Source organism: Undibacterium sp. Ji49W, from assembly GCF_049340205.1.
Classification (GTDB): domain Bacteria; phylum Pseudomonadota; class Gammaproteobacteria; order Burkholderiales; family Burkholderiaceae_D; genus Undibacterium.
The window spans coordinates 65,069-91,275 of sequence record NZ_JBMPOW010000019.1; the positions used below are offsets into that span (position 1 = coordinate 65,069).

The window sequence follows — 26,207 nt, forward strand, 5'->3', positions numbered from 1 at the left end:
AGGGCGAAAATAAGAAAGCTTTTGCAAGACTGATGCGATACCCATAAAGATAACATAAATCGAATTTTTCTGTAACAAACTTTCAGTATTTTCAAATACAGCCATTATTTTAAGCAAACACATCAAATTTATCGTAATGAAACTACATTTCTGATTATTTTCTGGCATAATCAACATAAATCCTTATCATCACTGTAGACCATTTATAGAGCTACACTGATTTTAAACAGAATCATCTGTTTTAATCAAAACACAACACGGAGTCAGCATGACCACATTTGTCTTATTTGGCGGCACTGGCGATCTTGCCAAGCGCAAGATCATCCCTGCTTTGTATAGCGCATTTGTGAATGGCCGGCTGGACCAGAACTTCAAGTTTATCGGTGCGGCCCGCGAAAAGCTGACTGATGAAGAGTTTCGTGTGCGTGTCGCTGCTGCCATAGCATCCTATGCCGCCAATGTCGATGGTGCGACGGAAGAAAAACGTACCGCCTTCCTGGCGACGACGTATTACTCAAAAATCGACGCACGCATCCCCGAAGACTTTGCGGCCCTGAAAGACAGCCTGCATACCAGCGACGACAACGCTACCCTGTTTTACCTTGCAACTGGCCCTGACATTTTTATCCCCGTGGTTGAACAATTGTCCAAACATGGTCTGGTCGAAGGCAATGCCCGCGTGGTGGTTGAAAAACCGCTGGGTCGTGATGCGCAGTCGGCCAAAGAAATCAACCAGTCCCTGCGCAGCTATCTGAACGAAAACCAGATTTACCGTATCGACCACTATCTGGGCAAAGAGATGGTGCAAAACCTGCTGGCCCTGCGTTTTGCCAATTCTTTCCTCGAACCATTGTGGAATCGCAAGTGGATACAAGATGTACAAATCTCCATCTCTGAACAGGTGGGCGTGGAATCGCGCGGTGATTTCTACGACCATACCGGTGCCCTGCGCGACATGGTACAAAACCATTTGCTGCAACTGGTGTCCATCGTCGCCATGGAACCACCGGTGAATGCCAACCCGGATGCCATCCGCGATGAAAAAGTGAAAGTCTTGCGCGCCCTGCACAAGTTCACGCCGGATGAAGTCAGCAAGAAAACCGTGCGTGGTCAATACCGGGCTGGCGCAGTCGATGGCAAACCCGTCATCGCTTACCAGAATGAACCCGGCGTACCGCCAGCATCGCGCACAGAGACCTTTGTCGCCATACGTGCCGAGATTGATAACTGGCGCTGGGCCGGCGTGCCCTTCTATTTGCGCACAGGCAAACGCATGGCCAGCCGCAGCGCTGAAATCACGATTAATTTCAAGCCGATTCCTTACTCCATTTTTGGCAAGTCGCAAGGGCCATTGCGCTCGAACCGCCTGGTCATATCCTTACAGCCGGAAGAAAGCGTACAACTGTACATGAAGGCCAAAGAACCCGGCGAAGGCATACGCCTGTCTGACGTGGCCCTGAACCTGGACTTTGCCGAAGTATCAAAGTCACGCCGGGTGGAATCATATGAACGCCTGCTACTCGATGCCATGCATGGCGACCTGACCCTGTTCGTGCGTGATGACGAGCTGAGTGCCGCCTGGGCCTGGATAGACCCTATCATGAGCGCCTGGCAAAACGATAGCGAAGGCTTGAAGTCATACATCGCCGGTAGCTGGGGGCCATCTGCTGCCAGTTATCTGCTGGCCCAGCACGGTGCCGCCTGGGGCGAAGAATTCGTGGAAAGTTAAGCCGGAAAATGAGCATGAAATACCACAACTTCGAGAATTTCGCCGCCCTCAGCGAAGCCCTGAGCCAGCAATGGCTGGACGTAATTCAGACCACCCCGACAGGCAGCAGCTCAAGCTTTGCGCTGGCTGGCGGTTCCACGCCCGCCCCTGTGTATCAGCGCCTTGACCAGTTGCTGGCCGACATCGATAAACATCAACCGATCAAACTGGTCGCCACCGACGAACGCTGGGTCCCGGACCAGGACACACAAAGCAATGAAGGCCTGTTCCGCCGCTGCCTGTCAGCATCGGCCACAGACAAACGCTGGCAACTGGTGTCACTTAAAAATGCAGCAAATACACCTGAAGTCGCCACCGAAGCCATCAATGCCAGGCTGAATGAACAATTACCTCAGGCTTTCAGTGCGGTGTTACTGGGCATGGGTGCAGACGGGCATATCGCTTCGCTATTCCCCGGCGCGCCTACCCAGCATGATGATCTGGCCTGTCTGGCAGCAGTACATCCGCAAACCCGGCAAAGCCGCATGTCGCTGTCGCTGCCGCGCCTGCTGAACACCAAACGCATCTGGCTGGTGATTACCGGCGCAGAAAAACGTCAGGTGCTGGATCAGGCCATAGAAAATAATCTACCGGTTGCGTCCTTATTACGTGAAGCAGGCTGTACCATAGATGTTTTCTGGTGTCCGTAAGACCAAACCATATGGCAAACCCGTTTTCCGACAACAAACCCAACAACCCGCCTGAAAAAGGCTTGCTGGCACGCATACGCACTGCGAGCACGGCCCTGAGCCGTGCTGAGCGTCAGGTGGCAGAATTTTTGCTGCAAAAGCCGCATGATGCGCTGGAAATGTCGATACGTGTACTGGCCCAGGCCTGTGATGTCAGTGAACCCACGGTCGCCCGTTTTGCCCAGAGCCTGGGCTTTGATGGTTTCAAGACCTTCAAGCTGGCATTTGCCAAAAGCCTGGCAACCGGCATCCCTTACCTGCATCTGGATGTCAACCAGGCCGATCATGTACGTGATGTCTTGCCCAAGGTATTTGACCGCACCATCGCCGCCCTGATGGAAGCCCGCAATAATGCCAACACCGCCACCTTTGAAGCCGCTGTCAGCCTGCTGGCGCGGGCGCGGCGCATAGAATGCTATGGCCTCGGTTATTCCGGCGCACTGGCGATTGATGCGCAGTTGAAGTTCTTCCGTTTTGGCATACCCACGACGGTATTTTGCGATGCCCACTTGCAGGCACAGTCAGCGACTTTATTGAACAGCGATTGCGTCGTGGTCGCCTTTTCACGCACAGGCCGTACACGCGACCTGATCAATAGCGTGCAACTGGCCAAGGAAGCTGGTGCCAAAATATTGGTATTGTGTGCCAGTGGCGGCCCCCTGGCAGAGCTGGCTGATGTACACATCGGTGTGGATGTGGAAGAAGATCCTGATATTTACACCCCCATGACTTCACGCCTCGCGCATCTGACCTATATCGATGCGCTGGCAGTCGCCGTCACACTGCTGCGCGGCCCGGCTGCCATCGACATGCTGGAGCGCGCCAAGGCCAGCATCAGTGAAAAACGCCTGGTTCCCAAGATAGGTTGAAAGATAGGCTAAAACCAGACAGGCCACTACGAAATAACTGGATTAGTTAATCTTACCGGGGCTTTGGCGACCACCCTGGCGCGCCGTTTCCTGATCCAGATGATCAGGCCGGTGATGCTCAACATGGCTACCACCAGACCCAGCATTGAAATAAGTATGCGCCCCGTCAAACCCAGGATGCGCCCGGAATGCAGCGGGAATTGCGCTTGCAGGAAAATATCCCCGGCACTGCCGGTACCAGGGATTTTGCCACCCAGTGCGTGCCCATCCTTGCCATCAAAATACAGCCAGGCATTGCCCAGACCCACATCGCCATGATCATTGCCGGCCTCAAAAAATCCCACACCGTATACGCCGAAAGCTGGTGAATAAAATATGCCGCCTGCCGGCAAAGTCCAGCCACGCTGTTGTGCTTCCTGTTTCGCCAGTTCAATAACGCGTTCACGGCTAATGTCTGGTATGACAGGCTGGTCTTGGGCCTTTGGCACGCGGCTGGCAAATACGTCAGCACTTAAAGGGGAAAAGAATGAAACCACGGGGCGCACAACCTGCGTATTCAGGTTCATCGATACCGATGTAATCGCCAGCAACAGCATGAACAGCCACAGCCAGACACCACCGGAGCGATGCAGGTCAAAATTGAGTTTATGCCCGCCCTGCGACCAGCGAAAAGCAAACGACTTGCGCCAGCTACGCCAGTTGGGGAAAGAAATCCACAGTGCAATAAAACAATCCAGCACCCATACCAGGCCAATGATGCCCATGAACCAGATACCCAGTTCCACGCCCGATACATCGGGAATATGCATGGTGTAGTGCAGCTTGTACAAAAAGGGCAAAAGGTTTTCGCGGCTGAGGGATATTTCACCCCATTGCCGCTTACCCTGCACATCACCGGTAACGGGATCAACCGCGATCTGATTAAAGCCCAGAACATATGGTTTCCCCGTGGCAGGATTGATCTTACCATCCACCGACATCTGTATGGTGTGACCAGGTTCCGCCTCATTCAATACATAGGTCACCTGTATTCTGGGATCATTTGCCTCTATCTTGTTGGCAAGTTCCAGTCCTGACAAGGTTTTGCCACTCTCACTTTGTGCATGGCTGCGTGCCTGGAACAGTTGCGGATTCAGCAAAGCATCCAGCTCATGATCCCAGGAGATGAAAGCGCCGGTCAAACCGGAAATGAAAAGGAAAACCGCCACCGCCAATCCAAACCAGCGGTGCAGCAAGACGAATACAGGGCGCATCAACATGTGTTACCAGACCTGTCAATATTTCCAGTTGATCGTGACGCTGCCATTTCTTGGTGCGGCATAATAGCTCTGGCTCCAGTACAGGCTGGTCAGGTATTTTTCATTACTGACATTGTTCAGGTTGGCCGATATGCTGAAATTCTGGTTCACGTCATAACGTGCCATCAGATTCATCGTTGCATAGCTGTCCTGGCGAATGATGATGCCTGCACCTTCGTCACGGAAAGCAGCGCCCTGCCAGTTCAAACTACCACCGACTTTTGCATGCGGCATGAAAGGCAGTTGATAGGTAGTCGACAGACGGAACAGTTTTCTGGGCACATAGGTTTTCACATCCTTGTCGTTGCTGCCCTTCAGGCTTAACTGGGTGTACCCGGCACTGAGGTTCCAGCCTTTTGCCAATTCACCACTGGCATCCAGTTCAAAGCCTTGTGATTGCGCATCGATGCCTTTGTAATAGGTTTTGGTACCGATATAACCGGCCTGCTCTGCTGCATTGTTTTGCTGTATCTTGAAAACAGCCGCAGACAGGTTGAGCTTGCGCTCAAACAGTTCAACTTTAATACCCAGTTCATCACCCTTGCCTTTGACAGGATCAAGAGTCTTGCCACTGACATCCACCTCACTTTGTGGATTGAATATTTCAGTATGGCTGGCATACACAGAAGCATAAGGGGTCAGGTCATAGACCAGGCCCAGATACGGCGTAGTCTTGCTGGCATTCTTTTGACTGCTGACTCCATAAGAAAAGCCCGTGCTTTCAGCCTTGGTGCGATTGGCACCGGCGATCAGTTTGAATTGATCTGCCAGGTTAAAGCGTGAAGCAATAAAGACCGTGCTGCGCTTGTCTTCATAGGCGCTGCCATCGGTATAAGCATTAAATGCCGGTTGCGGATAATTGCCTGTCCAGTTCGTGATATCCGGCAAGGCTGTACCTATACCCACGCCATAGTGGGAAATATCATCCATTTTCGACTTTGACCAGTTGACACCAAAACTGAGGTCATGCTGACGCCCTGCCAGCGTAAATTTACCAGTGGCAGACAGGTCAAACAGGGTCTGGGTATTAACGTCGTTATACAGTGAAGGGTAGCTGTACAAGCCGAGGCCGGTCTTGCGATCAGGCGTACCATAGACATAAAAAAGTTTGGAATCTGCCGTTGAACGATTGTGGCTCAGGGTAGTCTTGATTTGCCAGTCATTGTTCAATTGGTGGCTCAGCTCAACAAAGCTGCGATCATCTTGCGTGAGCCAACGTGACCAGTCTGCTGCAGTGCTGGTAGAGGTTCTGTAGTTGGTCGGGCTGCCATCGGTGTAATACAGGGGCAAAGCACCCCACATGCCGCCCTTGGCATCACTCTTTTGATGTGAATGCCCTAGCGTCAGCACGGTAGCATCACCCAGATTGGCTTCAATTACACCATATACCACCGTTTTTTCTGGTGAGTAGCGGTCAAGATAAGAATCACTCGCCTGTTTGGCCACGACGATGCGACCTGCAATCGTACCAGCCGCATTCAGGGCACCGGACACATCGGCATCCAGCCTGCGTGAATTCCACGAACCCAGAGTCAATCCGGCCGATGCCTGGAATTGGTAAGCGGGACGCTTGCGGATAAAGTTGACCGTCGCAGAAGGATTGCCGGTAGACGACATCAAACCATTCGCCCCGCGCACGATATCCACCCTGTCGTAAATCGCCGTATCAATATCACCGGCCACATTGCCAGTCGTGAATGGCAAGCCTACACCGTCATACTGGAAATTGACGATATCAAAACCACGTGCCATGTAATAGGTGCGGTCCGTTTCTACTTTTTCCACCGACACCCCGGTGGTGTTGGCCAGCACGTCATTGGCGTTAACTTGTTTGAAGTCATCCATTTTGGCGCGCGTCACGACCGACACGGATTGCGGCGTTTCACGCAAAGACAGGTCTAGGCGGGTAGCCGAACCACTTTTACGCGTGGTGTAAGCGCCGGTTTTTTCGGTACTGGGCTCATTCGTTGCTGTTCCGCTGACCACTACTTCAGGCAATTCGGCAGACAATTCAGCCTTGTCCATTTTCACTGTCACCATCTCATCCGCAAAAACCATTGCGGGCGACATCAATGCAATCGACAAGGCCCACGCCATCGGGCGCAGACGGGGTGAATTTTCATGGTTGACACGGGGAATTTGATAGATGGATTGCGAAATGCGCTGAATCATGAAATTGCCTTGAAATAGATCTGAGTACAAAGGTGCACCCCATCCAAAGTCTGGTATCAGACTCTGGATGGAATATAGATTGCACACATTGTACCCAAGCAAATATTCAAATGCAAATCATTCTCATTTATATTTGCAACTTAAATTAAGTAACTTCTTTCAGCTTTACATCGGTGGTACGGCCAAGCCTGCATCACAGGCACATGAAAAACCAAGTGCCGGGCTTAGCAATGCCTGCCATCAAATCAATCAAGTCTTTTCGAGTATTGTTGTCGCTCTTTTTTGATAGAAATGCAAGATCACTTCTTCAAAATCCGTAATGAGTAATTTGGCAACAGCGTCGGCATACCAATTGAAATCTGTGCTCACCCGATAACGCATTTGTATTTTCAGTTCTGTAGTTTGTGCGTTCAATGGCTTGAGGGAATAAGTCGTATCCAGAATATCGAAGTATCGCCCACCTATCATCACATGATCATCAAGCGCATTGGGCGGGAAAGAATCCGGGTAAAAGTGGTAACGCCAAACCACATATTGATTTTTCACCCAATCGTTGGACACCTGATCAAAGTAAATAGCCTTGTTCATCCTGATTGTGCGCACCAGTCCAGTCGGAGTTTCTCGGGTGATGCCAGCAAGCGGCGAAGGAACACCTATTCGATACATCCAGGCCTGCCCTACTTCATCTTGCTGTATGTTTTCTGCATGATGTAATTGATGCCAGATCTGTTCTGGCGAAGCCTGTATCTGTATCGTACGTTCAAGCATAGCTATACGTTGCAGATCAGGATCAGAAGCCGGGATTGCACCAAACAACAGTGGCAACACCACAAAACCGGATACTGCCTGTCTGGGCCAATTGGTGGTACGGCAAATTACTCCCATCAATAGCCCTCCAAGCGCACCAACCACGGCAAACAGAGGGATGATAATAATGGCGCAAATCATGCCTTCTATTAAAATCGCCATCGTACCTAATACAAACAGGGTGTTCGCAACAATAGGTCCTGTCACATAGAACCACCAGCTTTGCCGCGTTTGGCACTCTGCAACAAACACGGTACTTGCCCCAACCGCCATTGGTACCAGCCAGATAAACGCACTTGCCATAGCGGTATAAGCCGACCCGGTGGTGCCTGAAAAAACCAGTCTCAGCACAACACCGATGACTGCACCGGCAACGAACGGCAGCCATTTTGAAAAAGGCAGCGCTTTCTTGTGTGGTGCTGGCAGAACCGAACCATTTACTATTTCCGGAACAGGCCCTTCAATGATGTTTTTATTTGCGTTCTCTGCCACCAATGGAACTAATGGCTGCACTTCCTTACCCTCATCTTCATTCATAGATGTCTTTTATCTCGTTAAACTGCCGCATTTGGGTATTTTTTTGGGGGCACATACGGTCCGGCTACCGTATATACATGCAATTCAGGTCGAACCGGCAAATCATCCGGCAGCTTCAAATTGGAAACCAGCCTCATTTTCTTTAACAGCAGAAGAGCCCACCAACCCGGATCCCATTCACCAGCCAGCAAACCCAGTCTTGCAGAACCTGGATAGGCGTGATGGTTGTTGTGCCAGCACTCTCCCATGGTCAGCAGTGAAGCGAGTCGTATGTTACGCCCCTGTACCGCAGCACCGCTGACTTCATACCGCAGTTGCCCATGATTGTGTGCAAGGTAACCAATGAACCAGTGACCAAAAACACCTGTAGTAACGCGTGCGCATACGCCCCAAAATACAAATGCCCAGCCACCCCAGCAATAAAAAAGCATGGCAACCGGTAATTGCTGCAACATCCAGGTTTTTTCCAGAAAACGATAAAAACCGTCGTCTGCTATTTTGCTTTCTATACGAATTTTTGGTGAGTGATGTAAATGCAGATCACAATGTAATTGCCACCATCCATCCACCAAGATACGACGACCATGCCGCAGGTAATCATGGCAGTCTGGCAGACGTTGCGCGTAATCACGCAATTCGTGTTGTCGCAACAGCCCTATCGGCCCAGCCAGCCCCACTTGCACACCCAGATAAACCATAAGGTATTCCAGCCATAACGGACATTCGAAGCTATTGTGTATCAGCTTTCTGTGGCTGCCCAGCGAATGTCCAAACAGCAAAACCACGATCGTGGACGAGATGAACAGTGTCAATGCAGCCCAATTGAAATGCGTGATGCCGCCTATCACGGCGGCAGACAGCATCCCTATAAACCAGAAAGATTTCAATAACGAATAGTTGACACTGCCTGCCTGAACACAAAGGGCATCAGTAGCAAGCACACGATGATCAATAATAAAAGGCTGAATTGATTTCATAAATTTTCATGCAGGAAAGGATCTATTTCTACACGTGCACCAACGAAGCAGCTCACCAGACCAAGGTTGGCTAACAATCAGCATGGTTTTACACCTATTCTTTTTGGCAACTTATCTTGTATCCTGACACAAAAATGCGAGTTGCTGCACATTCTTTGAATTACTCAATTTCATAGCATCTTGCGTAGTAAATTGGTACACATAAGAAAAATGCATGTTCAATTGCCAAATTTCTGGCAATCTATGGGGATCAGCATTGCAGGAAAACCCGTATGAACTCCATCTCACTTGCACAGATTATCGACGGCGTTAAAGATTTGCCAACTTTACCAGCAATAGTGATGGAATTGCTGAACAGCATGGATAACGACGAACTGGATATGCATGAACTGGCGCAAAAGGTCAGCCTGGATATCGCACTGACGGCCAAGACTCTGCGTTATGCCAATTCGGCTTATTACTCGACCATGATCAAGGTCACCACGGTGCAGCAGGCAATTTCACTACTGGGACTGAGTACGGTAAAACAGATAGTGATGACCGCCGCCCTGTCTGGCTGTTTTCCGGAAAATAATTGTCGTGGTTTCAGCCATAAGGAATTTTGGCGTCACTCAAATGCAGTTGCGATTGTCGCCAAGATCCTGGCAAGGCGCCTGAACTTTAATACTGACGTTGCCTTCACCGCCGGTCTGCTGCACGACATAGGCGCGCTGGTACTGGCGACGTCGTACACAGAGGCATATGAAGCGGTGCTGGCCCATAGGCAAGAGCATCCGGAAACACAATACGAAACTGAAAAAAGTTTAATCGACATCGACCATGCCGCGATAGGCGAAGCGCTGGCGATACAGTGGAATTTTTCGGAAATGATGATCAAGGCCATTTCTGGCCATCATCAGCCAGAAAAACCCGGACTGGGTTTTCTGGCAACCATCATCCATGTGGCTGATGGCATCGCCCATGCACTGAGGGTAACGACCACACCCGATCTGGCGCCGCCAGAAATCACCGGGCAGTCATGGGAAAGCCTGGGACTGGATCAGGCTTCGCTGGATGAAGTCTTGAATGAAGCCACCACCGAATTTGAGAAACTGCAAGACATGGTGGAAGTATGAATCTTGCAGGCGAACTGGCTGGCGGCAGAATGTCTTACAGCTCTGGTTGTATCAGATGCCCGAGCTTGGTGGCCTTGGTGGCCAGGTAACGCTCATTAAAAGGATTGCGCTTGATGATCAGCGGCACATGTTCTTTCACCGTGATCTTCATGCCTTCCATCGCAGCGATCTTGCGTGGGTTATTGGTCATCAGTTTGACTGAGTTGATACCTAGATGCTTGAGCATGGGGTCACACAGACTATAGTCACGCAAATCAGCCGCGAAACCCAGCCTTTGATTGGCTTCTACGGTATCTGCACCTTCATCCTGCAAGCGATAGGCACGCACTTTATTCACCAGGCCAATGCCACGTCCTTCCTGGCGCAGATATAACAAGACACCGCGGCCTTCATTAGCGATCTTTTGCAGGGCAAGTTCCAGTTGCGGGCCGCAGTCACAACGCTGGCTGAACAAAGCATCACCAGTCAGACATTCGGAATGGATGCGTGCCAGCACAGGCTGGCCGTCGGCCACGTCACCCAGGGTCAGGGCAATATGTTCCTTGCCTGTTGCTGTTTCAACAAAGGCATGCATACGAAATGTCGCCCAGCTCATGGGCAGATTACAGGAGGTAACGTATTCCAGTGCCTGTTCCTTCAGATCGACAGGCTGGTCATTGCTTAACATACAATTCTCGCGGATTCTTTTTATGAATATTGCTTGGTATTCTGTTATGACCGGCATCAAAAAACCTGACGGCTCAGACCAGAGTATAAACGAGGCGCGCATTTCCTACTTTTTGCGGTGAACGATCGTATTATTTACCAACTCTGGTCAGTATGTATGGTCAGCGTGCCAGAAAGCAAGTAGCGAGAACTCATTTCATAAATAGGGGTGAGATGCGTTTGCCTCATAACGTGGGCTGGCAAGGCGGACGAGGCAGTCAATAGCGGGTCTATTGACAACGAGTCCAACGCAGTCCAGCACGCGTTATGAGGCAAACCCTCCGGGAGCTAGCGATTCGGGCGCATTGCAGCGTTGCGCCGCTTGCTTAGGCACCAGCCTTAGCTGCGCGTCACGCCTTGCACTGCATCCCGAATCGCCTTGCTCGCACTCATCCCTATTTATGAAATGAGTTCTACCAGCTTAGAGGATTTCTACAATTAAAAAAGGGCATCGGTATATACCAATGCCCTGCGATGTCAACCAGCGAACAAATTTGCCCGAACGAGGCTTTATTTACGCTGCAACTGGGTAATGTCCCTGACTGCGCCACGATCAGCCGATGTTGCCAGGGCTGCATACGCCTGCAAGGCTTGCGAGACATAACGCTCACGGTCTACCGGCTGCCAGGCTTGCGGGCCACGTGCTTCCATTGCTGTCCTGCGCTGAGCCAGATCGCTGTCGCTGACTTTCAGGTTGATAGTACGGGCGGGAATATCGATTTCTATGATATCACCCTCTTCTACCAGACCAATCGTCCCGCCTTCTGCTGCTTCGGGTGAAGCATGGCCGATGACCAGACCGGAAGAACCGCCCGAGAAACGACCATCAGTGAACAGCGCGCAGGCTTTGCCCAGGCCCTTGGATTTGATGTACGAAGTCGGATACAGCATTTCCTGCATGCCGGGGCCGCCTTTGGGGCCTTCATAACGGATGATGACGACATCACCTTCATGTACGGTATCACCAAGGATGGCTTCGACAGCAGAATCCTGGCTTTCAAATACACGGGCTTTGCCGGTGAATTTCAGGATGCTTTCATCGACACCTGCGGTTTTGACGATACAGCCTTTTTCCGCCAGATTGCCATACAGGACCGCCAGGCCACCATCCTGCGAATAGGCATGTGCCCTGTCGCGTATGCAGCCAGCTTCGCGGTCAGTATCGAGGCTGTCAAAACGTTTGTCTTGTGAGAATGCAGTCTGGGTAGGCACGCCACCCGGCGCAGCGCTGAACAGTTTGCGTATCGCGGCATTGTCAGTCACGGCGATATCGTTTTGCGCAATCGCGTCTGCCATGGTCGGACTATGCACGGTCGGGCGTGTGGTATCCAGCAAACCGGCGCGTGCCAGCTCACCCAGGATAGAGATAATGCCACCAGCGCGATGCACGTCTTCGATATGGTATTTATCGGTCATCGGTGCGACCTTGCACAGACAGGGTACTTTGCGCGAGATGCGGTCGATATCAGCCATCTTGAAATCAACGCCAGCCTCATGTGCCGCAGCCAGCAAATGCAAAACGGTATTGGTAGAGCCACCCATGGACACATCCAGCGCCATGGCGTTTTCAAAGGTCGCCTTGTTGGCAATCGAACGTGGCAGGATGGAATAATCATCCTGCTCATAATGGCGCTTGGCCAGTTCGACCACCAGACGACCAGCGCGCAGGAATAATTCCTTGCGGTCAGCATGCGTCGCCAAAATTGTGCCATTGCCTGGCAAGGACAGGCCCAGTGCTTCGGTCAGACAGTTCATGGAGTTTGCCGTGAACATACCGGAACAGGAACCACAGGTTGGGCAAGCAGAACGTTCTATACGTCCAATTTCTTCATCCGATACCTTGCTGTCACCCGCCTTGATCATGGCATCGACCAGATCAATCTTCATTATCCTTTGTTCGCCAGTCTGCTTGGGATGCAAAGTCTCCAGCACCTTACCCGCTTCCATCGGGCCACCGGATACAAACACGACGGGGATATTCAGACGCATGGCAGCCATCAACATGCCGGGGGTAATCTTGTCGCAGTTGGAGATACACACCATCGCATCAGCACAGTGGGCATTGACCATGTACTCAACCGAATCAGCAATCAATTCGCGTGAAGGCAGCGAATACAGCATGCCGCCATGACCCATGGCGATACCGTCATCCACGGCAATGGTATTGAATTCTTTTGCCACACCACCAGCCGCTTCAATCTCGCGTGCCACCATCTGCCCCAGGTCTTTCAAATGCACATGACCAGGCACGAACTGGGTAAAGGAATTGACGACAGCAACGATAGGCTTATCGAAATCACCATCTTTCATGCCAGTCGCACGCCACAGGGCACGGGCACCGGCCATATTGCGGCCATGGGTGGTGGTACGGGAACGGTAAACGGGCATGATGCGACTCCAGAGGTTGAACAATAAAAAATAGTATATGAGAGATTGCCTTGCAGGGAGTGATATGTCAAATATTGAATTTATTGATAATTAGGTCGAAAAAAGTATTAATTAATTTTTCAAGACCAAAAAGCTCACCACAGAGACACAGAGAAAGGCAGGAGAAAACCTGAGTGCTTTTCAAGGTTTTGATTTTCTCTGTGTTTCCTCTGTGTCTCAGTGGTGTAGCAGGGAATTCGTGTGGTATGCCGCACGCCTGCGCAACGAAGACTTCTTGCAAGAAGTCTTTCCCTCCTCTGTGTTGAGAGGTCTTCACTCAAAAATGCGCTGAACGTAAAAAAACGCGAAGCTCTAACACTTCGCGTTTTTCAGGTTAATGACTCCATCATTCCTGATGGTATTGCGTCACTCTTTCCACTTCATTTTTTGAACCCAAAAACACAGCCACACGCTGATGCAGCTTTTCTGGCTGGATATCCAGCATGCGTTGCTTGCCGTCAGTGGATGCGCCGCCAGCCTGTTCGACGATGAAGGACATGGGGTTGGCTTCGTACATCAGGCGCAGTTTGCCTGCCTTGTCCGGTTCACGCTTGTCTGCCGGGTACATAAAGACACCGCCACGATTGAGGATGCGGTGTACGTCGGCCACCATGGAGGCGATCCAGCGCATATTGAAGTCTTTGCCGCGTGGCCCGGTGCTGCCGGCCAGCATTTCATCGACATAACGCGTGACGGGTGGATACCAGTGACGGGTGTTGGAAGCATTGATGGCAAATTCCTTGGTATCTTCCGGGATCTGCATATTGCGTTGTGTCAGTACCCAGGACCCCATTTCGCGGTCGAGGGTAAAGCAGTTCACGCCATTACCCGTGGTCAGTACCAGGACTGTTTGCGGGCCATACACGGCATAACCGGCGGCGACCTGCTTGCTGCCTGGTTGCAGGAAGTCTTGCTCAGTTGGTTTACCCATGCCTTCCGGTGCTTTTAATACCGAGAAGATGGTACCGATGGAGACATTGACGTCAATATTGCTGGAGCCATCGAGTGGATCAAACAGCAGCATGTATTCGCCCTGGGGGTAGCGGTTAGGTATCGGATGGATGCTTTCCATTTCTTCCGATGCCATGGCGGCCAGATGCCCCCCCCATTCATTCGCTTCCAGCAAAATCTCATTCGACAGGATGTCGAGCTTCTTTTGCACTTCGCCCTGAATGTTTTCGCTACCGGCGGTACCCAGCACTTCGCCTAATGCGCCTTTGCCTACTGCATGGCTGATGGTTTTGCAGGCACGCGCCACCACTTCGATCAGCAGGCGCAATTCTGCCGGTATCGAATTATTCAGGCGCTGCTCTTCGACCAGGTACTGGGTCAGGCTTACACGTTTCATGTTGTTCTCTCGATTTTTTCAGTAATTCTTGTCAATAGTTTGTTCAATAAGTCGTTCAAAACCTGTTTACGATCTGTAGCGAGCGTGCGTCAGCGGGCTCAGTGGCAACAAATAGAGCCGCGCAAAAAGCGGAATGTACTGTAGTACATGAGCATTTTGAGCAGCGCATGAGCCCCGCGCAGACTCCGATTGCGCTCGCGCAGTAAGATCGAAAACAGGTTTTCAGGAAGCCAGGGCCTTGCTGACTACTTCCAGCACATCTTTCGACAGTTTCTTGGTGTCAGCCACTTTTTGCAAGGCGGCCTTCATATGGGTTTGCAAATTCTTTGGATATTTCTTCCAGCGGTCCATGCTGCGGGCCAGACGGGCTGCCACTTGCGGATTAAGTTTGTTGAGCGCAATTACCAGTTCTGCCCACAAGGCATAACCACTGCCGTCAGCAGCATGAAAGCGTGCCGGATTGGCATTGCAGAAGGCAAAAGTCAGACTGCGTGCGCGGTTAGGGTTGTTCAAGGTGAAGGCTGGGTGCTTCATCAGTTCACGCACTTTGGCGACATCAGTAGTACGCGCAGTGGCCTGCAACATGAACCATTTGTCGATGACCAGTGCTTCTTTCTTGAAATCTTTGTAGAACTGGTTCAGGGCTTTGGCGGCTGCTTTGGCATGCTTGTCCTTGCCACTGAAGTTAGTCAGCGCAGTCAGTGCTGCCAGGCGATCTGTCATATTTTCAGCTTCATCGAACTGGGTTTTCGCCAGGTCAAAGGTGGAATCATCCGACCATTCAAGCAAATACGACAGGGACAGGTTTTTCAAACCGCGTCTGGCCATGGATTGTGCATCCGGGCTATATTTGCCCGGTGTCAGGTGGCCTTCATAGGCACTCAGGAAATCGGCACGCAGATGTTCGGTCAGGGTAGCACGGGCAAACTGGCGGGCAGTATGAATAGCCTGCGGATCAACAACCTTGAATTCTTCTGCAATCATTGCCTCGGAAGGCAAAGTCAGCACCAGTTCGCGGAATGCCGGGTCGAGGCTGGCATCCTTCAGCGTGGCACGCAGGGCTTCTATGAACATGCTGTCGAGCGTCAGTTCTTCACCCTGTTGTACTGCTGTCGTCAGTTTGACCAGACGGCGTGTCGCCAGGCGCTGGCCAGCTTCCCAGCGGTTGAACGGGTCGCTGTCATTGGCCAGCAAAAGGCCCAGTTCTTCATCGCTGTAATCAATCTCCAGCACCACAGGTGCAGAGAAATTGCGCAGCAGTGAAGGCACAGGCTTGTTGCTGATTTTGCTGAAGCGGAAGGTCTGGCTTTCTTCTGTCAGTTCCAGCACCAGACTGCTTGCGCCTGCGTGGGCTTCGTAACCATCGCAATGCAAGGCCATGTCCTTGCCATCAGCACCCAGCAAACCCATCACTACCGGGATATGGAAAGGCAACTTTTTCACTTGTCCTGGTGTGGCAGGGCAAGACTGGCTGAGTTTGATGTCATAGGTCTGCGCCTCTGCATCATAGGTCGTTTCTACCTTGACGCGCGGGGTACCGGCCTGGCTATACCAGCGTTCAAACTGGGTCAGGTCACGACCGCTGGAATCAGCCATGGCTGCACGGAAGTCATCGCATTCAACAGCCTGTCCATCATGCCGCTCGAAATACAGATCCATACCCTTGCGGAAGCCATCGTGGCCCAGCAAGGTGTAATACATACGCACGACTTCAGAACCTTTTTCGTAGATCGTAACGGTGTAGAAATTATTGATTTCAACAAAAGAATCAGGGCGTACCGGATGGGCCATAGGACCGGCATCTTCCGAGAATTGTACCTGGCGCAGCAGGCGCACATCTTCGATACGTTTGACGGCGCGACCGGTGGCGGTACCAACCAGATCGGCAGAAAATTCCTGGTCACGGAAAACTGTCAGTCCTTCTTTCAGCGACAGCTGGAACCAGTCGCGGCAAGTAACACGGTTGCCGGTCCAGTTGTGGAAATATTCATGGCCAACCACAGATTCTATGCCTGCGTAATCAACGTCAGTGGCGATGGATGGATTGGCCAGCACGAACTTGGTATTGAAGATATTCAAGCCCTTGTTTTCCATCGCGCCCATATTGAAGTCGCCAGTGGCAACGATCATGAAACGATCGAGATCCAGCTCCAGGCCAAAACGCTGTTCATCCCAGCGTATGCTATTTTTCAGGGAATCCATGGCATGCTGGGTCTTGTCCAGATTGCCTTCTTCCACCCAGACTTGCAGCAAGGCTTTGCGGCCGGATTTGAGCTTGTAATTTTCTTCCTGACAGACCAGCTTGCCCGCCACCAGGGCAAACAGATAGGAAGGTTTTTTGAACGGGTCTTCCCACTTGGCGAAATGACGGCCATCGCCCAGATCACCTTCTGCAATCAGGTTACCGTTACTCAACAGGACAGGGAATTTTTTCTTGTCGGCACGCAACATGACGGTGTATTTCGCCATGACATCGGGACGATCCGGAAACCAGGTGATCTTGCGGAAGCCTTCTGCCTCGCACTGGGTGATGAAGTTACCATTCGATGCATACAGACCGGACAGCGAGGTGTTTTTTTGCGGGTTGATCAGGGTTTCAATTTCCAGCGTGACTTCATCCGGTGCATTGGCAATGCGCAGGGTTTCGCCTTCTATCTTGTAAGCGCTTTTCTTCAGGTTGACGCCGTTCATGCGCAGTTGCAGCAATTTCAGGGATTCACCGAACAGTACTAGGTCTTTCTCTTTACTGTCATGGTTGCGTCGCATGGTCATGCGTGTTGCTACGTGTGTAGCTTGCAGATCAAGGTCAAAACCCATCTCTACCGTATCCACCCAAAAGCCTGGGGCAACGTAGTCTTTACGAAAAATAGTCTGTGGTGTGCTGGCAGTATCGTTGCGCATGGATTGAATATCTCGCGAAAATAAATGGAATGGCAAAGTCTTGTGAACCCTGCGAAGACTGCCATTTTACCAAGCCGCGTGTGAGCAGGCACAAAAGCAGTCATAATTACTTTGTAATAAAGCAGAAAATTTGGTCAGATTGTGGATTTTTTGCTGAGACCTGCTACCTATTTTATAAAAAACTGGGAATATCACCAATTTTTACCGATGCTCACAAAGTCGTTACAACACGTTACAGAAATCGCAACATGTTTGCGCAATGATGCATATCATGAAGTGATGAAACAGAAACTGAATTATCAAGGAGTAGCAACATGAAAAAGATCGCCATGCTATTTGCTGTGGTCTGTAGTGTTTTACTGAGTGGCTGTGCAACCACCTTCAGCAGCCAGGTCAGCGTATTCCATGAATGGCCGGCAGCAGCGACCAATAAATCGTATATCTTTGAACGTTCGCCAGGCCAGGAAAATAATCCCGAACACAAATTATATGAAGACTTGCTGCGCAGTCGCCTGCAGGTTCTGGGCTTCACTGAAATCAGCGCCGGTGCAACGCCTGCTATGAAGGTAGGGATGAAATACGGCACCACACTAAGGGAAATCCAGTACTCGCCGTTATGGCATCCTGCGATTTATGACCCATTCTGGAACATGCATTTCAGCCGCGGGATTTATCGCTATCGCCTGGGCTATCCTTACCCTTACTGGGGTTGGGGCGGCTATCCACGCTACTGGACCGATTTCAGCCTGCGTGCCAGCTATCTGCATCAACTGGAAATACATATAGACGAAATCAATCCGGCCAAAAAGCTGGCAGACATCAAGGTCAGTTCAGAGCAGACCGATCCGGAAATATCGACATTCATGCCCTGGATGATGGACAGCGCGCTGAAAGACTTTCCAGGTAAAAATGGCAGCACTACCGCAGTTGAAATAAAGATGGGTAAATAGTAAATCTCTTCACTATAGCCTATAGAAAATGCCCCTGGATTGATGCAATCCAGGGGCATTTTTGTAAGGCATTGTAGCGGCGTTACACTACTCAATCAGGCTGGCGGGTCTCTCAGTGCTTCCACCAGGGCACGGTCCACTACCGATTCGGCAACGATCTGTATCGCATTGCCTTCCCGGAACTGGGTAATCAATTCTTCGCTCGATACAGAGAACGCATCATGTCCCTGACGGTTGGTGAAGATATAACGGGTACGTTTGGGGCTGACCCAGGCCAGCTTGAAACGGGTGGTCACACCATTCTGCCGGGTAAAATCAACCCAGATGCCGCGCTCCATGGTTTCTATGACGCGCGCCCATTCATCGACCGGTTGCTCTATCTGATCCTGCACATGACGGTTGAGTCGTCGTTCACTCGCTCTTTGCGCAATATTGACGGCAATTTCCAGTTGGCGGCGCGGTGAAAATTCCAGTGGCGCACGGGCAATCGCTGCATGCCGTTCTGCCAGTTTGGAAAAGAATATGACGCGTTCCGGCTCATCCCATTTGATCGCATTCAGCCAGGCATTCAACAGCGACAGCATGGCCGGCAATTTACTGACCAGTTCCTTGCGTTCTTCCGCGCTGTTTTTCGGTTTCAGACTCCAGATCAGGTCATCCATCGTCCGCAGGGCATTTTCCAGGGCGTTGGGTTTTTCTTCCTTGACGTTATGGGAAATGGTCAGAATACGTATCCACTGCTCTTTCAAAAACACTTCCAGAAAGCCAGCAACTTCACCTGTTTCTACCCGGATGGCGACATCGTTTTCAGCAAACTCGCGCGCCAGCCGCATTTTCTCCTGCTTCAGGGCGACTGCCACCGGTTCACTGATGGCAACTTCAGTTTGCTGCTCTTCTTCCTTCAGAAAGGCTTCCAGATCGGCGACAACATCTGAAAACAATTCTATCTGCTGATCGAAATCCTGCTGCACGCGTTCGACGATGCCTTCTATCATTTGATAGAGGGGGTCTTCTGCTGTCGTATCACTATTGAGCAAGACACTGGATTTTGCCAGCGTATCAATCAGTACCCTGGCTGGATGGTTCTCTTTGAAAAAGAAATCCTTGTCCAGCAACGCCACTTTGAGCGTGGGTATCTGCAACTGGCCGATAAGGCCCTTGATATCTGCCGGAATACTGGAATCATTGAACACATAATCAAAGATCCGTGCCAGCAATTCGATGGTACTTTGATCGATGTGGGTCAGGCTTTCGGCATTCGGCTGCTGCGACAATTGCCGCAAATGTGCCGTATCCATGGGCATGGGGCTGACCGAGAAATTCCTTTGTACGCTAGTCAGGTAGTCAAAAAACTGACGGTCAATGGTTACCATATCGGGTGCGTGCATGCCACCACCGCCGACATTGCCATCACCGGCAAAACCTCCACCACTGCTGCCACCAGCTCCGCCACTGCCGCCCTGCTGGCCGCCGGCGTAAGGTATGCCGTCCGCACCGCCACCGCCACCGCCACCGCCACCGCCACCGCCACCGCCACCGCCAACAGTATTACTGAAAGAAGCAGGCGTAGAGTTACCAGAGAAAATATTTCTTAGTTTATTTTCAAGATAAGGATCGCGGTCGCTAATATCTTCTGTAGGCGAAAGCATGTTTTTCTTTTGTTTGTTCTTATACCCGTCATTGATATCCGGAAGAATGCCACGTTCTATCAATGCCTGGTTCAATTCCCTGTAAATCGCACCCAACTGAAAAAATAATTCCGGCTGCAATAAGCGCAAAATCAGGTGATGGGTTTCCGGATCAGGTTCCAGTTCCATCCAGGCTTGATGGACAGCCTTGACAAACAGCTCAGGACGAAACGGGTTTTGCGACACGCTGATAGGGGTTCTGCGCAAGACATGTCCTATACGTACATTTAAGGCCACCAGTTGCTCGGCATTATTCACTTCCAGCGCCTGGCTAAGGTTACGGCTGAGTACCTTGCTCTCCATCTCTTCGAAACTGACCAGCGAAAAATCCTGCTTTCCTTCATCGGTTCTGGCACGCTTGCGGGTATTCACCACGCTCACTTCCTTGGCCAGCGCAGCATTGATCTGTCCCGCCACCAGGCGGTAAAAAGTGGTGCCATTGCGTTTCAACTGCTGATACGCCTGGAAACTGATGGCGACCTCTTCGGGCCTGACCGTCTGATCAGACAACTTGAACAAGGCTTCGGTCAGGCGACCGGCAAATGCTTCCAGTTGTGAAGACACCAGATTGGTCGCTATCGGCACCAAGCTTTGTAAGATCAGCAAACGACTGGAGCTGGAAAATTCGCTGGTTTTAGCGGTATTCAGTGGAAGGGTGTCCATTGCTAGTTTTTATTGTAATCAGAATGGTTGATAAAACTGCGGTGACATGGCGCACCAGGCACTTGCGCCACGCACCACCAAATGTACACTGTTCACGGCCTGAATTGTCTGCATAGACAAAAAATGACAAAAAGCAACGAAGAAACGAACAACAAAAAAACCAGCCAAGCTCTTGTGTAACCCGGCTCGTCTGATTGTTTTAATTAGTATAGTAAGCCTCTGAAGCCAGCGTAATAACAACGATCAGCATCACGGCAAAAATCAGAACAACCAGCAGGCGTCCAAATTTGGGACCATCATTTTTCTGTTCATCTGCGCTTTTTTGTGGTGTCGTTTGTGTCATATTATCTTGCATCATGGAATTAATATGGTAGAACCTGTTGTTTTTCGCGCTTCCAGATCACGATGCGCCTGGGCAACCTCGCTCAGGGTATAGCGCTGGTGAATATCTATTTTAATTTTGCCGCTTTCCACCATGGAAAACAACTGCGCCGCCATTTGCTCAAGGTCATCGCGCTTCGCGGTATAGCTCATCAAACTAGGGCGAGTAATAAACAGCGAGCCACGCGAAGCCAGTTCGCTCAGGTTGAAAGCCGGCACTGGCCCAGACGCATTGCCAAAACTGACCATCATGCCCAACGGTGCCAGGCAATCAAGTGAATTGATGAAAGTGTCCTTGCCGATGGAATCATAAACGACAGGGACTCCTTTTCCATCCGTAATTTCACGAACGCGCTGTACAAAATTTTCTTTGTTGTAGTTGATAACGTGGGTGCAACCATGTGCTTTTGCCAACTCTGCCTTCTCATCAGAACCCACGGTACCTATCATGGTCACCCCGATTGCCCGTGCCCACTGGCTGGCGATCAGACCTACACCACCGGCTGCGGCGTGAAACAGTATGGTTTCACCGCCCTGTAAAGGAAAGGTACGATGAAACAAGTATTGCACAGTCAGTCCCTGCAACATCATCGCTGCGGCTGTTTCAAAAGTTATGCTGTCAGGCAGGCGTACCAGGTTGTCGGCTGGCATGATGCGCGCCTCGGCATAAGCACCGCATGGCCTGCCAGCATAGGCAACACGGTCACCAACACGCACATAGGTAACATCCGGCCCTACCGCTTCGACTATGCCTGCACCTTCCATGCCCAATCCGGCTGGCAGGGGCTGCGGGTAGAGTCCGGTGCGAAAGTACACATCGATGAAATTCAGGCCACAAGCCTTATGTCGCACCAAAACCTCACCGGCGCCAGGTTGCCCCAGCTCCACATCGACATATTCCATGACTTCCGGACCACCGGTTTGCTGCATCCTGACTGCTTTTACCATTACCATTTTTTGTCTCCTGCTGGTTGAAGCCGTTAGCAAACGATGTTGCTGCCCAAGTTTAACCTGAGGTTTTCTTTGCCGACAGCAAATACATTCCCCCCATGACCAGCACTGTACCTGCCATTTGCCAGGCCGTGATGGGCTCATCGAGAAAATAGGCACCTAAAAACAAGGTCGATACCGGTCCTATCATGCCAGCCTGCGATGCTGTCGCCGCACCAATCTTTTTTACGGCGATCATGGTCATAAAAACCGGCAACACCGTGCAAAATATGGCATTCACCACTGACAAGGAATATACGGCAAGTGGTTGCACCAGCATGGACGCCGGCCGCAAGACAAAAAACTGGCTTATGCAGGCGGCACTGGAGACGCACATTGCATAAGACACCAGGCGCAAGGACCCCAGCCGCTGTACCAGTTGGCCAGACTGTATCAGATACAGGGCATAGGACACCGCTGCCCCCAGCACCAGTACCGAGCCCAGCAAGACATTACTGCCACCAAACTTCAAATCATGGAAAAACACCAGCACGATGCCCATATAGGAAACCACCAGGGCAGTCCATTCCAAGCTGCTGACGGCCCTTTTCAAAAAGAACGCGGATATCAGCAACACAAAAGAAGGCGTAAGAAACAGGATCAGCCTTTCCAGCCCGGCCGTGATGTATTGCAAACCCAGGAAATCAAGGAAAGATGACAGGTAATAACCAATCAGCCCCAGAACTACCAGACTCAGGCGGTCTTTTGGGCTCAGGCTACCTGCCTTATGCATCTGCCACAGGGCAATGCCGGCAAAAATCGGCAGGGAAAATGCCATACGAAAAAAGATCAGGGTGACGGCGTCCACGTTGTAGCGATATATCAGCTTGGCCACGATGGCTTTGGTAGAAAAAAGGATGGCACCAACCAGGGCGATTGCAAGACCGGTCAGGTAGGAACGTCTTGCGAGTAAAGCGGTATTGTTATTGGGATGCATAAATAATTTGTTTAAACCTTGCGACACATTGGTAGCAGCAAAAAATCATTACTGCCACGCATCATTCTCTCACTCTGGAAACAATCAGAGGAATATAAATTTCCACATGGAAAAGAACTCACAATCTTTTACAAGCCTCCTCTGATTTAGCTGTCCATTTGACTTTGCGTAACCATTGAAAGATGCAAATTTCATTACACTTGATTTATGGATAACAGCACTGTCAAGGAATATCAAATGTACACACCGAGATTGCAATATGCGGATCAACCCGTACTCCGCCCTAAGCGCGCGCAAACTGAAACACCACAGTTGCGCCAGAAGCCTGTCGCCCTGAAACAGCAGGTTGCGGATTTGAACAGCATTTTCAAGCGTCTGGCCTCAGGTCAGCAAGGCTGAAACTTGCATAGCAATGTTGAGGGCTGAGGGCTGATAGCTGAGGCATGAGCCCTCTTGCCAGTTCTTATTTCTTCAGGATGGACCCCAGCACGCCCCGGATGATTTCACGTCCTACCTGGGATCCCATGGTTCTGACCGTGGACTTGATCATGGTTTCCACCACGTTGTCCTTGCGTCGCAAGCCACCACCGCCAAGCAGATTGCCGAATACGCTTTTCAAGGTATCACCAAAACCACCACCTTCCTGTTGCTGTGTAGTTTGTGCAGGTTGCGCAGGTTGAGCTACCCGCCCGGTGCCACCTGCGCCACCTGTGGGTCGTGCAGGTGCTGATGGCGCATTGCCCCAGCCATTGGCATCTGCCGCTGCGGGTTCTTCACTGCTGCCAGGTTGCAGACTTTCATCCCTATCAACAGCAGTTCCAGCCGCTGTTCCATTTGTCGCAGCACGTGCAGCCACCCGGCCTGTCAGTTTTTCATAGGCAGATTCGCGGTCTATATGTTTTTCATACACACCAGCGACGATGGAGGTCTGCATGACTTGCTGACGTTCATCGGCAGTAATCGTACCTATCTGCGAAGATGGCGGCACGATCAGGGCGCGTTCCACGATGTTGGGCCGGCCTTTATCATCCAGGAAGGACACCAGGGCTTCGCCCACACCCAGCTCAGCAATCACCGCTGCCGTATCCAGTTTTGGATTGGGACGGAAAGTCTCTGCCGCAGCCTGCACTGCTTTCTGGTCACGTGGGGTATAGGCACGCAAGGCATGCTGCACACGATTACCAAGCTGGCCCAGCACGGTATCCGGAATATCCAGCGGATTTTGCGTCACGAAATATACGCCGACACCCTTGGAGCGTATCAGGCGCACCACCTGCTCTATCTTTTGCAATAAAACCTTGGGGGCTTCATCGAACAGCAAATGGGCTTCATCGAAGAAAAATACCATTTTCGGCTGATCGACATCACCGACTTCCGGCAGATGTTCATACAGTTCGGACAACATCCACAGCAAAAAAGTCGAATACAGACGCGGCGACTGCAGCAATTGATCGGCAGCGAGGATATTGACGTAACCACGGCCATCGCCGTCGGTCTGCATCATGTCATCCAGGTTCAGCATGGGTTCGCCAAAGAATTGCTCGCCTCCCTGCTCAGAAATAGTCAGCAAGGAACGCTGGATGGCCCCCACGCTGGCGGCAGAGATATTGCCGTATTCAGTCTGGAATGCGGAAGCATTCTCGGCCAGGTATTGCAGCATGGCACGCAAATCCTTGGTATCGAGCAGCAACAGGCCGTGATCGTCGGCGATCTTGAAGGCCAGTTGCAAGACCCCTTCCTGGGTATCGTTCAGATTGAGCATGCGTCCCAGCAGCAAGGGCCCCAGGTCCGACACGGTAGCCCGCACCGGATGGCCCTGTTTGCCAAATACGTCCCAAAAAGTCACAGGACAAGCCTGCCATTTGGGTTCATCCAATTGCAGCGCCTGTAGCCTTTGCTGTATCTTGCTGCTGGCAGTGCCAGCCTTGGCCATGCCGGATAAATCACCTTTGACATCAGCCATGAATACCGGTACCCCGATATCGGAAAATGCCTGTGCCATGGCCTGTAGTGTGACAGTCTTGCCGGTACCGGTTGCTCCGGTGATACAGCCATGCCGGTTGGCCCAGTCTGACAGTAAATTCAGGTCGATTTCGGAATTTTTAGCGATCAACAATGGTTTTGACATAGTTTTGAGGGGTGATTTGGGGAATTCGGTCTGTACCACTATGGTAAAATACTGGTCTTCATTATAAAACCAAGCCAGGCAAAATTGCCGCCCTCAGGGTGAGCTATTGTCAATTCAGGAAAGAGCGATCATGGCAGGACATAGTAAATGGGCCAATATCAAGCATAAAAAAGCCGCAACCGACGCCAAACGCGGCAAGATCTGGACACGTCTGATCAAGGAAATCACGGTTGCAGCGCGCATGGGTGGTGAGGATGTCGACTCTAATCCGCGCCTGCGTCTGGCAGTAGATAAGGCTGCTGACGCCAATATGCCCAAGGAAAACGTCACGCGCGCGATACAACGCGGCGCTGGCACGCTGGAAGGTGCAAATTACGAAGAAGTTCGTTATGAAGGTTATGGCATAGGCGGCGCAGCCATCGTGGTTGACTGCATGACTGATAACCGTGTCCGTACCGTGGCCGAAGTACGCCATGCCTTCAACAAATACGGTGGCAATATGGGTACCGAGGGTTCGGTTGCCTTTTTGTTCCAGCATTGTGGCCAGATGTTCTTTGCCCCAGGCACGAATGAAGATGCACTGATGGAAGCTGCTTTGGAAGCTGGTGCTGACGATGTCGTCACCGACGAAGAAGGCGGCATAGAAGTGCTGTGTGCACCATTCAGCCTGTCTGACCTGCGTGCCAGCCTGGAAAAAGCAGGTTTCAAGGCAGAAGTCGCAGAAGTGGTCATGAAACCAAATACTGAGACCGTATTTGCCGGTGAGGAAGGCATCAAAATGCAAAAATTGCTGGATGCACTGGAAAACCTCGACGACGTACAAGAAGTATTCACCAACGCCATCATAGAAGATTAAG

20 protein-coding genes are annotated in these 26,207 nt (G+C 51.2%); 7 read left to right on the top strand and 13 right to left on the bottom strand.

The genetic code is table 11. The features are described 5' to 3' along the window. The first annotated feature begins 268 nt into the window (after positions 1-268). Genes zwf through ACO0LK_RS21630 form a run of 3 tightly spaced genes read left to right on the top strand, consistent with a single transcriptional unit; the run spans position 269 to position 3,326 of the window. Positions 269-1,729: a glucose-6-phosphate dehydrogenase gene (zwf, locus tag ACO0LK_RS21620; protein ID WP_422978722.1), complete on the top strand. Its 1,461-nt coding sequence runs from the start codon at positions 269-271 to the stop codon at positions 1,727-1,729. Positions 1,730-1,743: 14 nt separating this feature from the next. Then, positions 1,744-2,418: a 6-phosphogluconolactonase gene (gene pgl, locus ACO0LK_RS21625; RefSeq protein ID WP_422978724.1), complete on the top strand. Its 675-nt coding sequence runs from the start codon at positions 1,744-1,746 to the stop codon at positions 2,416-2,418. A gap of 11 nt (positions 2,419-2,429) precedes the next feature. After that, entirely contained in the window at positions 2,430-3,326 is an 897-nt protein-coding gene (locus tag ACO0LK_RS21630; protein ID WP_422978726.1) for an SIS domain-containing protein, read from the top strand. A 26-nt stretch (positions 3,327-3,352) separates the two neighbouring features. Here ACO0LK_RS21630 and ACO0LK_RS21635 read toward each other — a convergent pair whose 3' ends face one another. From ACO0LK_RS21635 to ACO0LK_RS21650, 4 genes are all read right to left on the bottom strand, one after another. Continuing rightward, a complete protein-coding gene (locus ACO0LK_RS21635; RefSeq protein ID WP_422978826.1) occupies positions 3,353-4,579 on the bottom strand; it encodes a PepSY-associated TM helix domain-containing protein in 1,227 nt (408 codons plus the stop codon). A gap of 21 nt (positions 4,580-4,600) precedes the next feature. Continuing rightward, positions 4,601-6,796 (bottom strand): TonB-dependent siderophore receptor, encoded by a 2,196-nt coding sequence (locus ACO0LK_RS21640; protein ID WP_422978728.1) that lies wholly within the window; start codon positions 6,794-6,796, stop codon positions 4,601-4,603. Positions 6,797-7,045: 249 nt separating this feature from the next. Next, positions 7,046-8,140 (bottom strand): SRPBCC domain-containing protein, encoded by a 1,095-nt coding sequence (locus tag ACO0LK_RS21645; RefSeq protein ID WP_422978730.1) that lies wholly within the window; start codon positions 8,138-8,140, stop codon positions 7,046-7,048. A 17-nt stretch (positions 8,141-8,157) separates the two neighbouring features. Beyond that, positions 8,158-9,117 (bottom strand): acyl-CoA desaturase, encoded by a 960-nt coding sequence (locus ACO0LK_RS21650; protein WP_422978732.1) that lies wholly within the window; start codon positions 9,115-9,117, stop codon positions 8,158-8,160. Between the two features lie 272 nt (positions 9,118-9,389). Here ACO0LK_RS21650 and ACO0LK_RS21655 point away from each other — a divergent pair, with 272 nt between their 5' ends. Then, on the top strand, positions 9,390-10,232 hold the full coding sequence (locus ACO0LK_RS21655; protein WP_422978734.1) for an HDOD domain-containing protein: 843 nt from the start codon (positions 9,390-9,392) through the stop codon (positions 10,230-10,232). A gap of 34 nt (positions 10,233-10,266) precedes the next feature. Here the strand turns inward: ACO0LK_RS21655 and ribA are convergent, their stop codons facing one another. The 4 genes from ribA to pepN form a co-directional block, all read right to left on the bottom strand. Beyond that, positions 10,267-10,899, bottom strand: coding sequence for a GTP cyclohydrolase II (gene ribA, locus ACO0LK_RS21660; RefSeq protein ID WP_230412292.1), 633 nt, complete (start codon positions 10,897-10,899; stop codon positions 10,267-10,269). 548 nt (positions 10,900-11,447) lie between these two features. Then, positions 11,448-13,325: a dihydroxy-acid dehydratase gene (gene ilvD / locus ACO0LK_RS21665; protein WP_422978736.1), complete on the bottom strand. Its 1,878-nt coding sequence runs from the start codon at positions 13,323-13,325 to the stop codon at positions 11,448-11,450. Positions 13,326-13,710: 385 nt separating this feature from the next. After that, positions 13,711-14,712, bottom strand: coding sequence for a class 1 fructose-bisphosphatase (locus ACO0LK_RS21670; RefSeq protein ID WP_422978738.1), 1,002 nt, complete (start codon positions 14,710-14,712; stop codon positions 13,711-13,713). 222 nt (positions 14,713-14,934) lie between these two features. After that, positions 14,935-17,613, bottom strand: coding sequence for an aminopeptidase N (pepN, locus tag ACO0LK_RS21675; RefSeq protein WP_422978740.1), 2,679 nt, complete (start codon positions 17,611-17,613; stop codon positions 14,935-14,937). Between the two features lie 314 nt (positions 17,614-17,927). On the opposite strand from pepN, the gene ACO0LK_RS21680 reads away from it, so the two are divergent. After that, the gene (locus ACO0LK_RS21680; protein WP_422978742.1) at positions 17,928-18,563 is read left to right on the top strand and encodes a DUF4136 domain-containing protein; all 636 of its coding nucleotides are present in this window, start codon (positions 17,928-17,930) and stop codon (positions 18,561-18,563) included. Positions 18,564-18,658: 95 nt separating this feature from the next. Here the strand turns inward: ACO0LK_RS21680 and ACO0LK_RS21685 are convergent, their stop codons facing one another. The 4 genes from ACO0LK_RS21685 to ACO0LK_RS21700 all read right to left on the bottom strand — a co-directional run bounded on the left by ACO0LK_RS21685 (position 18,659) and on the right by ACO0LK_RS21700 (position 23,222). Continuing rightward, positions 18,659-20,914, bottom strand: a complete 2,256-nt coding sequence (locus ACO0LK_RS21685; protein WP_422978744.1) for a DUF1631 family protein — start codon at positions 20,912-20,914, stop codon at positions 18,659-18,661. Between the two features lie 199 nt (positions 20,915-21,113). Next, positions 21,114-21,269, bottom strand: coding sequence for a hypothetical protein (locus tag ACO0LK_RS21690; RefSeq protein ID WP_422978746.1), 156 nt, complete (start codon positions 21,267-21,269; stop codon positions 21,114-21,116). Further along, positions 21,269-22,243 carry a quinone oxidoreductase family protein gene (locus ACO0LK_RS21695; protein WP_422978828.1) on the bottom strand — a complete coding sequence of 325 codons (975 nt, stop codon included), beginning with the start codon at positions 22,241-22,243 and terminating at the stop codon, positions 21,269-21,271. The genes ACO0LK_RS21690 and ACO0LK_RS21695 overlap by 1 nt, the downstream gene beginning before the upstream one ends. Before the next feature lie 58 nt (positions 22,244-22,301). After that, the gene (locus ACO0LK_RS21700) at positions 22,302-23,222 is read right to left on the bottom strand and encodes a DMT family transporter (RefSeq protein ID WP_422978748.1); all 921 of its coding nucleotides are present in this window, start codon (positions 23,220-23,222) and stop codon (positions 22,302-22,304) included. 237 nt (positions 23,223-23,459) lie between these two features. Between ACO0LK_RS21700 and ACO0LK_RS21705 the strand changes: the two genes are divergently transcribed. Continuing rightward, positions 23,460-23,621, top strand: coding sequence for a hypothetical protein (locus tag ACO0LK_RS21705; protein WP_422978750.1), 162 nt, complete (start codon positions 23,460-23,462; stop codon positions 23,619-23,621). Between the two features lie 64 nt (positions 23,622-23,685). Here the strand turns inward: ACO0LK_RS21705 and ACO0LK_RS21710 are convergent, their stop codons facing one another. After that, on the bottom strand, positions 23,686-25,350 hold the full coding sequence (locus ACO0LK_RS21710; RefSeq protein ID WP_422978752.1) for a helicase HerA-like C-terminal domain-containing protein: 1,665 nt from the start codon (positions 25,348-25,350) through the stop codon (positions 23,686-23,688). Positions 25,351-25,480: 130 nt separating this feature from the next. Between ACO0LK_RS21710 and ACO0LK_RS21715 the strand changes: the two genes are divergently transcribed. Beyond that, positions 25,481-26,206, top strand: a complete 726-nt coding sequence (locus ACO0LK_RS21715) for a YebC/PmpR family DNA-binding transcriptional regulator (RefSeq protein ID WP_186948625.1) — start codon at positions 25,481-25,483, stop codon at positions 26,204-26,206. Position 26,207: the final 1 nt, after the last annotated feature.